Source organism: Aeromicrobium sp. (assembly GCF_036675695.1).
In the GTDB taxonomy this organism is placed as follows: Bacteria; Actinomycetota; Actinomycetes; order Propionibacteriales; family Nocardioidaceae; genus Aeromicrobium.
In genome coordinates, this window is sequence record NZ_JAKFEL010000078.1 from 1 (window position 1) to 9,963 (window position 9,963).

General features: G+C 64.1%; 11 protein-coding genes. All 11 read left to right on the forward strand.

The annotated features are described in order from the left end of the window. Window positions 1-760, forward strand: a 760-nt coding sequence (locus V6M39_RS05235; RefSeq protein WP_332642680.1) for a YebC/PmpR family DNA-binding transcriptional regulator, incomplete at its 5' end; no start/stop codon positions are given. After that, the gene (locus tag V6M39_RS05240) at window positions 757-1,179 is read left to right on the forward strand and encodes a hypothetical protein (RefSeq protein WP_332642681.1); all 423 of its coding nucleotides are present in this window, start codon (window positions 757-759) and stop codon (window positions 1,177-1,179) included. The genes V6M39_RS05235 and V6M39_RS05240, both read left to right, overlap by 4 nt. Before the next feature lie 52 nt (window positions 1,180-1,231). Next, entirely contained in the window at window positions 1,232-1,774 is a 543-nt protein-coding gene (ruvC, locus tag V6M39_RS05245) for a crossover junction endodeoxyribonuclease RuvC (RefSeq protein WP_332642682.1), read from the forward strand. Further along, on the forward strand, window positions 1,771-2,361 hold the full coding sequence (gene ruvA, locus V6M39_RS05250; protein ID WP_332642684.1) for a Holliday junction branch migration protein RuvA: 591 nt from the start codon (window positions 1,771-1,773) through the stop codon (window positions 2,359-2,361). Before ruvC ends, ruvA begins: the two co-directional genes overlap by 4 nt. Next, on the forward strand, window positions 2,358-3,416 hold the full coding sequence (ruvB, locus tag V6M39_RS05255; RefSeq protein WP_332642685.1) for a Holliday junction branch migration DNA helicase RuvB: 1,059 nt from the start codon (window positions 2,358-2,360) through the stop codon (window positions 3,414-3,416). Before ruvA ends, ruvB begins: the two co-directional genes overlap by 4 nt. 115 nt (window positions 3,417-3,531) lie before the next feature. Continuing rightward, on the forward strand, window positions 3,532-3,816 hold the full coding sequence (yajC, locus tag V6M39_RS05260) for a preprotein translocase subunit YajC (RefSeq protein ID WP_332642686.1): 285 nt from the start codon (window positions 3,532-3,534) through the stop codon (window positions 3,814-3,816). Continuing rightward, a complete protein-coding gene (gene secD, locus V6M39_RS05265; protein ID WP_332642687.1) occupies window positions 3,816-5,468 on the forward strand; it encodes a protein translocase subunit SecD in 1,653 nt (550 codons plus the stop codon). The genes yajC and secD overlap by 1 nt, the downstream gene beginning before the upstream one ends. Continuing rightward, window positions 5,468-6,580, forward strand: coding sequence for a protein translocase subunit SecF (gene secF / locus V6M39_RS05270; RefSeq protein WP_332642688.1), 1,113 nt, complete (start codon window positions 5,468-5,470; stop codon window positions 6,578-6,580). Before secD ends, secF begins: the two co-directional genes overlap by 1 nt. 76 nt (window positions 6,581-6,656) lie before the next feature. After that, complete coding sequence (locus V6M39_RS05275) at window positions 6,657-7,124, forward strand: hypothetical protein (RefSeq protein ID WP_332642689.1); 468 nt, start codon at window positions 6,657-6,659, stop codon at window positions 7,122-7,124. After that, window positions 7,121-7,675: an adenine phosphoribosyltransferase gene (locus V6M39_RS05280; RefSeq protein WP_332642690.1), complete on the forward strand. Its 555-nt coding sequence runs from the start codon at window positions 7,121-7,123 to the stop codon at window positions 7,673-7,675. Before V6M39_RS05275 ends, V6M39_RS05280 begins: the two co-directional genes overlap by 4 nt. A gap of 183 nt (window positions 7,676-7,858) precedes the next feature. Continuing rightward, the coding region (locus tag V6M39_RS05285; protein ID WP_442880689.1) for a RelA/SpoT family protein at window positions 7,859-9,963 on the forward strand (2,105 nt) is incomplete at its 3' end.

Sequence of the window (9,963 nt, forward strand, 5' to 3'; positions counted from 1 at the left end):
GTCAGGCCATTCCAAGTGGGCGACCACGAAGCACAAGAAGGCCATTGTCGACGCCAAGCGCGGCAAGATGTTCGCCAAGCTGGTCAAGAACATCGAGGTCGCGGCGCGCATCGGCGGCGCCGATCCCGAGGGCAACCCGACGCTCTACGACGCGATCCAGAAGGCCAAGAAGTCGTCCGTCCCCAAGGACCACATTGATCGTGCGGTCAAGCGCGGTGGCGGCATCGGCGCCGACGCTGTCGACTACACAACGATCATGTACGAGGGTTACGCCCCGGGCGGAGTCGCGCTGCTCGTCGAGTGCCTGACCGACAACAAGAACCGGGCAGCGATGGAAGTCCGTACGGCGATGACCCGCAACGGCGGAACGATGGCCGATCCCGGCTCGGTGTCGTACATGTTCCACCGCAAGGGCGTCATCATGGTCCCCGCCGAGCAGGAAGGCGGCGAGACCAATGAGGACGACGTTCTGGCCGCAGTGCTCGATGCCGGGGCCGAAGACGTCAACGACCTCGATGGCACGTTCGAGGTCATCAGCGAGGCAACTGACCTGGTCGCCGTGCGTTCGGCGCTGCAGGAGGCCGGACTCGATTACGACTCGGCCGACGCCTCGTTCGTACCGACGATGACGGTTGACGTGGACGTCGATGCCGCGACGAAGATCCTCAAGTTGATCGATGCCCTCGAGGACTGCGACGACGTGCAGAACGTCTTCTCCAACTTCGACGCTTCAGACGAGGTCATGGCGCAGGTCGAATGAAGGTCGTCGACCCAGCAGGGGAGACCTGGCGGGTCAAGCGCCGCTGGCTTCCATGGCGGCGCAAGGTGCGGGATGTACCTGATGTGCCTGTCGATGGGCTTTTCGTCGGTGGGGACGACCCAATCGGCATGATTCTTGCTGCGATTGGCTTGATTCTCCTGGTGCCCGTAATCATCGCGCTCGCTGTGATGCTTGCGGAGCTCCTGCTGCTCCTGCTCCTTTTGCCGCTGTGGCTCATCGTTCGCGGATTCTTGGGCGGTGCCTGGCCGATCGAGGTGTGGCGCGGCAAGACGTTTGTTGGTGCCGAGTCAGTGAAGGGCTGGAGTCCGTCGGGTGTGCGTATGCACGACATCGCCGAAGCGATTCGGCTCGGCCGTCAGGGCACGGGTTTCCCGCTCGGCGAGTCGGCTACGTCCTGACGGAACTCGCGACTAGGCTGTCGAACATGCGTTCGGTTGCGAGGTGTGTCCGATGAGGGTGATCGGCATCGACCCAGGCCTGACCCGGTGCGGCTTCGGGGTCGTCGACGGGTCTGTTGGACGCGCACTCACGATGGTCGACGTCGGCGTCTACCGCACGCCGCCGGACCTCGACACCTCCCGCCGCTTGCATCTGCTGGAGCAGGGCATCGAGGCGAGCATCCTCAAGCACCGGCCCGACATCGTGGCAGTCGAGCGGGTCTTCAGTCAGCACAACGTTCGTACGGTCATGGGTACGGCTCAGGCCAGCGGCATCGCGATGCTGGTCGCCGCACGCCATGGCATTCCCGTTCAGCTGCACACTCCGAGCGAGGTCAAGGCCTCAGTGACTGGAAGCGGACGAGCTGACAAGCCGCAGGTGACGCAGATGGTGACGCGACTGCTGCGTCTGACCGAGGCACCCAAGCCCGCTGATGCCGCCGATGCTCTCGCCCTGGCGATCTGCCAGATCTGGCGCGGGGGAGCGCAGAACAGACTTCAAGACGCGATCGCAAAGAACAAGTCGCTCGCGTCCGGCAAGGCAGCGTCACGATGATCGCCCACGTACGCGGCCCCGTTGCTGCTGTCACCCTGACTTCAGCCGTGATCGACGTCGGCGGAGTTGGTATGCAGATCATGTGCTCGCCCGGCACAATCGCCCAGCTGCGCATCGGCCAGGAGGCACAGCTCTCCACGTCGATGGTGGTCCGCGAGGACTCCATGACGCTCTACGGCTTCGCCGACACTGACGAACGCGACATGTTCGAGCTGGTGCAGACCGCCAGCGGCGTCGGACCCAAGGTCGCGCAGGCCATGCTCGCCGTTCTCGATCCTGATCGCCTGCGTCGTGCCATCGGCCAAGGCGATCTCGCAACCCTGACGATGGTGCCCGGCATTGGACGCAAGGGGGCTGAGCGAATCGTCGTCGAGCTCAAGGATCGTGTCGGTGTCACCAGCAAGGTCGTTGCGGGTCAACCGCAATGGCGTGACCAGGTGCACGAAGCCTTGCTCGGCCTCGGATGGTCGGCGCGCGATGCCGATGCCGCTTTGGAGCAGGTCGCGGCTGATCACGCCGGAGATCCACCCACAGACGTCTCGGTCGTCCTCCGCGAAGCACTCCGCACGTTGGCGAGGGACCGATGAACGACGACGCTGGGTTTGATTCGAGAGACGACTTCGAGACCATCGTGGCCGACGCTGGCCCGGAGGAGCGAGCTTTCGAGGCAGCGCTCCGACCCCGGACGCTGGAGGAGCTGATCGGGCAGGAGCGCGTACGTGAGCAGCTCTCATTGATGCTCGAGGCGGCAGTGGCTCGCGGACGTACGCCCGACCACGTCCTGCTTTCAGGTCCGCCCGGACTAGGCAAGACGACCATCGCGATGATCATCGCGCACCAGCTCAGCGCCCCTCTACGCATTACCAGCGGTCCAGCCATCCAGCACGCCGGCGATCTGGCGGCAATCCTTTCGGGCGTCAACGAGGGCGACGTGCTGTTCATCGACGAGATCCACCGCATGTCGCGCCCAGCTGAGGAGCTCCTCTACATGGCGATGGAGGACTTCCGGGTCGACGTCATCGTTGGCAAGGGTCCGGGCGCGACCGCCATCCCGCTCGAGATCCCGCCGTTCACAGTGGTCGGCGCAACAACGCGGGCGGGCCTGCTGCCAAGCCCGTTGCGTGACCGATTCGGATTCACTGCTCAGCTGGACTACTACGACGCCCCGGAGCTGCATCGCATCGTCGACCGTTCGGCCGGACTCCTTGATCTAGAGGTGACTGATGACGGCGGTCGCGAGATCGCGTCGCGTTCACGTGGCACACCGCGTATCGCCAACCGTCTGCTTCGCCGCGTTCGCGACTTCGCTGAAGTACGTGCGGGGGGAGTCATCGACCATGACGTCGCGCGTGCCGCCTTGGCTCTATACGAAGTGGATGAGCTCGGCCTGGATCGCCTCGACCGTGCAGTTCTCGGCGCGCTCTGCAAGAGCTTCGGCGGTGGCCCCGTCGGCGTCCAGACGCTTGCTGTCGCCGTCGGCGAAGAGCGCGAGACCGTCGAGGAGCTTGCCGAGCCATTCCTCGTACGGCTCGGATTCCTTGCGCGTACGCCGCGGGGGCGCGTCGCCACGGCAGCCGCCTGGCGTCATCTCGGTCTGGTCGCACCAGCTTCAGTCGAGCAGCTCCCGCTCGACGTCGAATAGCCGCGCATACCAGCGCGTGGTCGAGCACGCTCGGGCCTCCGGCTAAACTTCCCGTTGGCCCTTCAGGCCTGACCGTCTTCGACGGTTCCCACAACACTCGTACTGGAGCACTCTCGTGTCCAACTGGGTCGACTTCTTGCCCCTGCTGTTCCTGGTCCTCATCTTCTGGTTGCTGATCATTCGTCCGGCTCGTGCTCGTCAGCGCGAGTTCCTGAAGACGCAGAATGCGCTCTCAGTAGGCGACAAGATCATGCTCGCCAGCGGCATCTTCGGAGAGATTGCCTCGATCGGCGACGAGACCATCGAGCTGCGCATCGCGCCCGAGACTGTGGTCACCGTCAACCGTCAGGCCGTCGCCAAGGTCACCCCGGCCGCGCCTGCCGCTGGCTCCGACGACTGATGGCCGCACCCAAGACGCGTAGCGCCAACCTGCCCCGTCCCAAGCGCACACTGACTCTGTTCCTGGCGGCCATCGTCGCAATGTTCGGACTCGTCGCACTGATCGACGCCAACGCCAAGAAGGGCGATGACAGTGCGTGGAAACCCAGACTGGGTCTTGACCTGCAGGGCGGCACTCGCATCACCTTCGAGGCCAAGGCCGAGGGTGGCAGCGTCACGGCCGAAAAGCTGAGTCAGGCTCGGGATATCGTTGACCAGCGCGTCAACGGAACGGGCGTCACCGAGGCAGAAGTCACCACTCAAGGTGGCAACCAGATCATCGTCGAGATCCCTGGTCAGCAGCGCGCCAACATCGTCGACCAGGTCGGCAAGACCGCTCAGCTGCGATTCCGGCTGCTGTGGGGCTCCGGTCAGAGCGCAACGACGCCGACCGACACGGCCAAGGACCAGAAGATCGTCGATGACCTCGACTGGTCGAAGCTCTCGCTCGATCAGCTGATCAAGGCTGAGACCGAGGGCGTCGAGTCCCTCCCCGAGGAATTCCAGACTGGAGTTGAGTCACTGCAGAAGGTGCTCGCTGGATTCGTGTGCACCGACGAGGGCCAGGTCAACGATGTGGCCAACAAACCACTGGTCACGTGTGACCCCAAGACCGGCGAGACGATGATCCTCAGCCCCACGGTGATCGAGGGCACTCAGGTCAAGAGCGCTGACGCAGTCATCCCACAGCAGCAGGTTCAGTGGGTCGTGGCACTTGCACTCAAGGGCGAGGGCAAGAAGGCGTTCGACACGATCACTGACCAGCTGTTCCAGCAGCAGCAGGCCGGCAACGAGCAAGCCAGCCGGTTCGCGATCGTGCTCGATGGTCAAGTCATCTCCGCACCGACCACCAACGGTCACTTCACCGACGGCACGTCGCAGATCTCGGGCAACTTCACCTCGACGACCTCCAAGGACCTTGCCAACCAGCTCAAGTACGGTGCGCTCCCGCTGACATTCGGCGTCAACGGCGTCTCCGAAGAGGGGCCGTCACTCGCCGGCAGTCAGCTCAACGCAGGACTCATCGCCGGACTCGTCGGCATGATCCTGGTTGTGATCTACCTGCTCTTCTACTACCGAGGTCTGGGCCTGGTGGCGATCGCCTCGCTGATTATCGCAGCGGCGATCGCGTACGCCTCGGTGCTGCTGCTCGGCAAGGGCGTCGGGTTCACGCTGACGTTGCCCGGTATTGCTGGACTCATCGTGGCGATCGGCATCACGGCTGACTCGTTCATCGTGTTCTTCGAACGCATCCGCGACGAGGTTCGCGAGGGCAAGTCGCTCCGACTCGCGGTCGAGGCTGGATGGGTTCGCGCCAGGGCGACCATCCTGGCGGCCGATGCCGTGTCCCTTCTCGCTGCACTGGTGCTGTTCACTTTCGCAATCGGCGTGGTCCGCGGGTTCGCGTTCGCGCTGGGTCTGACCACGATCATCGATGTCTTCGTGGTGTTCCTGTTCACCAAGCCGCTGGTGTCAGTGCTCGCCCGCACCAAGTTCTTCGGTCAGGGTCACAAGCTCTCCGGCCTTGACGCAGCACACCTCGGCATCACGGGTCGCAAGGTCACCGAGCTGGCCCACACAGCTGGCAGTACCCCTGAAAGGGGAGGCATCTGATGGGCAGGATCAGCACGTTCGGACAGAACTTGTACGAAGGACGGATCTCGTTCGACTTCGTCGGCAGGCGCAAGCTCTGGTACGCGCTCTCCGCTGCGATCATCATTATCGCTGCGCTGGGCTTCATCGCCCGGGGCTTCAACTACGGCGTGGAGTTCAAGGGTGGTGTCGAGTTCACCGCGACGGTCCAGAAGGCCGACACGGCGACCGCTGACGCGATGCGTGAGGCCGTGGAAGAGGCTGGCGTCCCGGAAGCAGGCGACCCCACTGTCACCACGTCGGGTGGCGGTGGCGCAGAGCTGATCCGTATCCAGACTCAGCCGTTGACCCAGGACCAGACCACCACGATCAAGGACTCTCTGCTCGAGGGCGGAGCCACCGAGGTCAGTCAGAACCTGATCGGCCCGACGTACGGCAAGCAGGTCGCCAACAAGGCAGTGACTGGCTTGGCCGTCTTCCTCGTGCTTGTGGTGATCTTCATCTGGGCCTACTTCCGAGAGTGGCGAATGTCAGTCGCAGGAATCGTGGCGCTGGCGCACGACCTCGTCATTACCGCCGGTGTGTATGCCTGGTCAGGCTTCGAGGTGACACCGGCAACGGTGACCGGCTTGCTGACGATTCTCGGCTTCTCGTTATACGACACGGTCGTCGTGTTCGACAAGGTGCGTGAGAACACCAAGGGCATCCTCAAGTCGACGACCCGCACGTACGCGCAGCAGGCCAACCTGGCGCTCAACCAGACGCTCGTACGATCGATCAACACGTCGATCACTGCGCTTCTGCCGGTCGCCGCGCTGCTGGTCGTGGGTGTGGCCGTGCTCGGCACGGGGCCGCTGAAGGACCTTGCTCTGGCGTTGTTCGTCGGCATGCTCGCCGGTACGTACTCGTCGATCTTCATCGCGACGCCGCTGGCGTCACAGCTCAAGGACCGCGAGCCCGCGATCAAGGCGCACACCGCCAAAGTCCTTGGTCGCAGGGAGAAAGAGGCAGACGGGCCGGTAGCGGTCGCCGCGGCTCCCCAGGCGAAGCGACTTGCCGCACCCTCAGGCGCTGCCAAGCGTTCGCAACCATCTCGCAAACCACGCTCACAGCGGGGCAAGGGCGGTTCCTGAGCCCTGTTGTGGCGTGGCATGCTTGGGGCACGAAAGCGGCGCCGGCCGAATGGCGTCGCGTGATGGAGGGCACCTCATGAAGATCCCCTTGGCGCTTGCGAGCGCCGTACTTCTCGGCGGTGTCCTCACCGCATGTGGCGGCGGCGACGGCGGCAGTGGCAGCGACTACTGCAAGGACGTCAAAGCTGCGGCGGCGACGTTCGGCGACCTCGACTCTGGCGACACGGCGTCCCTCGGTGACGCGTTCACGACATTCCACAAGCTGGCCGACGAGGCACCCGGCGACATCAAGGACGACTGGAAGACCCTCGACGGTGCCATCACCACGGTCGAGACCGCGCTGAGCGAAGCCGGCATCAAGATCGAGGACTTTGCTGATCTGCAGGCGGGCAAGGTCCCCGATGGCGTTGATATCTCCAAGCTGACCGGCCTGGCATCTGAGTTCCAGAAGCTGAGCGGCGCCGAGTTCGCGAAGGCGTCCAAGGCGATTGAGACTCACGCAAAGGATGTCTGCAAGGTCGATCTCGACGAAGCGGCCGGGTGAACCCAGCCATAGATTCAGCTCCAGCATCGGTCAGCGCCCTGATCGATCGCCTTGTGCGACCGATCGAGGACTGGCCGCTGCCGGGGGTGACCTTCCGCGACATCACGCCGCTCCTGGCGAATCCTGACGCTCTGCGCCTGGTTGTCAACGCACTCGTTGACGCTGCGCGTGCGTCGGGACCCATTGATGCCGTTCTCGGCATTGAGGCTCGTGGATTCATCTTCGCTCCGGCAATCGCGGTGGAGCTCAACGCCGGATTCGTCCCCGTTCGCAAGTCCGGGAAGCTTCCCTCGAGCTCGTTCACGACGTCATACGACCTCGAGTACGGCTCCGCGGAGCTAGAGATGCACACTGACGCCCTCAAACACGGTGACCGCGTACTTGTCGTGGACGACGTCCTCGCGACAGGTGGCACGATGCAGGCCGCCGCCGACCTGGTCCGGCAGGCTGGCGCTCAGGTGGCCGGCAACCTCGTCCTGATCGAAATACAAGCTCTCGCGGGCCAGGAGCGGTTGCAGCCTGTGGGTTGTAGCGCCTTGCGTACGTACTGAGCACCCCACAGAATCGAGAACCATGAATCCCCGTCAGGTACGCATCGTGGCATTCGCGCTGGTCGCACTGCTCGTACTCGTCACCGCAGCAACGCTCGTCGAGGGCATGTTGTCCTGACCTGCTCTTCACCTGCTGGCCTACCATGGAAAGACACAGTGTTTGTGTGCCAGTGAGGAGAGTTCGTGGCTGATCGCGTCGAGGCGCCGCCAGCCGGGTCGAAGAACACAGACTCGGCTCCTACGTCTGCGCGCGTACGCAATCGGCTCTCCCGCATCGGCGGCAAATCCGGCTCGCCGGATCCGGTACTCGACCCGCTGCTGAAGGTCTACCGCAACACTCATCCCAAGGGTGATGTCGCCTCAATCCAGAAGGCCTATGACATCGCCGAGCGGATGCACGAGGGGCAAACGCGCAAGAGCGGCGATCCCTACATCACGCACCCGCTGGCGGTGGCCGCGATTCTCGCCGAGCTCGGCATGACAGCGCCAACCCTGTGCGCCGCGCTTCTGCACGACACGGTGGAGGACACCGAGTACACCCTCGACGAGCTCCGCAAGGACTTCGGCGATGAGGTCGTACGGCTTGTCGACGGCGTGACCAAGCTGGACAAGGTCAAGTACGGCGATTCTGCGCAGTCCGAGACGATCCGCAAGATGGTCGTCGCCATGAGCCGCGACATCCGCGTTCTCGTCATCAAGCTCGCCGACCGCCTCCACAACATGCGCACACTGCGCTATCTCCGCCAGGACAAGCAGGAACGGATCGCCCGCGAGACGATTGAGATCTTCGCGCCGCTGGCTCACCGACTCGGTATGAACACGATCAAGTGGGAGCTGGAGGACCTCGCGTTCGCGACCCTGCACCCCAAGGTCTACGACGAGATCGTGCGTCTCGTCGCCGATCGTGCGCCGTCGCGCGAGGAGTTCCTCGAGCGGGTCGTCGGCGATGTCGAGTCAGACCTGCGCCACGTCAAGCTCAAGGCCAAGGTCTCCAGCCGACCCAAGCACTACTACTCGATCTACCAGAAGATGCTGGTCGGCGGCCGCGAGTTCGCCGACATCTTCGACCTGGTCGGCGTACGCATACTGGTCGACTCGGTCGCCGACTGCTACGGGGTGCTCGGCGTGCTGCACGCCCGCTGGAACCCGATACCGGGACGGTTCAAGGACTACATCTCGGTGCCGAAGTTCAACATGTACCAGTCGCTGCACACCACAGTGATCGGGCCGCAGGGCAAGGCAGTTGAGCTTCAGATTCGTACGAACGCGATGCACCGTCGCGCCGAGTACGGCGTAGCGGCGCACTGGAAGTACAAGGAAGACGCTGTCGCGATCTCCAAGACCGGTGAGAAGGCTCCGGACAGCAACGACATGCTGTGGCTGCGAGAGCTGCTCGACTGGCAGTCCGAGACCGAGGACTCGGTCGACTTCCTGGACTCCCTGCGTTTCGAGATGACCAACGCGGGCGTCTACGCCTACACGCCCCGTGGCGACCTCATCCAGCTCCCAGCCAAGGCGACGCCGATCGACTTCGCGTACGCCGTGCACACCGAGGTGGGTCACGCCTGCATCGGCGCCCGCGTCAACGGTCGACTCGTCTCGCTCGAGTCCGAGCTCGAGAGCGGCGACGTCGTCGAGATCTTCACCTCCAAGTCGCCGGATGCCGGTCCGAGCCGTGACTGGCTCGAGTTCGTCGTCAGCCCGCGGGCCAAGAACAAGATCCGTCAGTGGTTCACCAAGGAACGTCGCGAAGAGGCGATCGAACGTGGCAAGGACCAGATCGCCAAGCAGATGCGCAAGGAGGGTCTGCCGCTGCACCGGTTGTTCAAGCACGAGACGCTTGATGCCGTTGCCAAGGAGCTCAACCTTGCCGACATCTCCGGGCTCTACGCGGCGGTCGGCGAGGGCAACGCCGGGGCCCAGAACGTCGTCGAGCGGGTCATCGACCTCGCCGGCGGTCGCGAGGGTGCCGAGGAAGATCTTGCCGAGGCGACGTCGATGCCGGGCATCGGTACCAAGATCAAGACCGTCAGCCGCGATGCAGGCGTACTCGTCGAGGGACTCGACGGAGATGTGCTGATCAAACTGGCACGGTGTTGCACACCCGTGCCCGGCGACGCGATTGAAGGGTTCGTCACGCGGGGCTCCGGCGTGTCGGTGCACCGTACGGACTGCGTCAACCTCCTGGAGCTCCGCAACCAGCCCGAGCGGCTCGTCAAGGTGCACTGGGCACCGACCGGCAAGAGCACCTTCCTCGTGGCGATCCAGGTCGAAGGGCTCGATCGGCC

Coding starts and splice junctions, on each gene's coding strand:
- ruvA (WP_332642684.1), top strand. CDS start 1,771: ATGATCGCCCACGTACGCGGCCCCGTTGCTGCTGTCACCCTGACTTCA.
- ruvC (WP_332642682.1), top strand. CDS start 1,232: ATGAGGGTGATCGGCATCGACCCAGGCCTGACCCGGTGCGGCTTCGGG.
- secD (WP_332642687.1), top strand. CDS start 3,816: ATGGCCGCACCCAAGACGCGTAGCGCCAACCTGCCCCGTCCCAAGCGC.
- ruvB (WP_332642685.1), top strand. CDS start 2,358: ATGAACGACGACGCTGGGTTTGATTCGAGAGACGACTTCGAGACCATC.
- V6M39_RS05275 (WP_332642689.1), top strand. CDS start 6,657: ATGAAGATCCCCTTGGCGCTTGCGAGCGCCGTACTTCTCGGCGGTGTC.
- V6M39_RS05240 (WP_332642681.1), top strand. CDS start 757: ATGAAGGTCGTCGACCCAGCAGGGGAGACCTGGCGGGTCAAGCGCCGC.
- secF (WP_332642688.1), top strand. CDS start 5,468: ATGGGCAGGATCAGCACGTTCGGACAGAACTTGTACGAAGGACGGATC.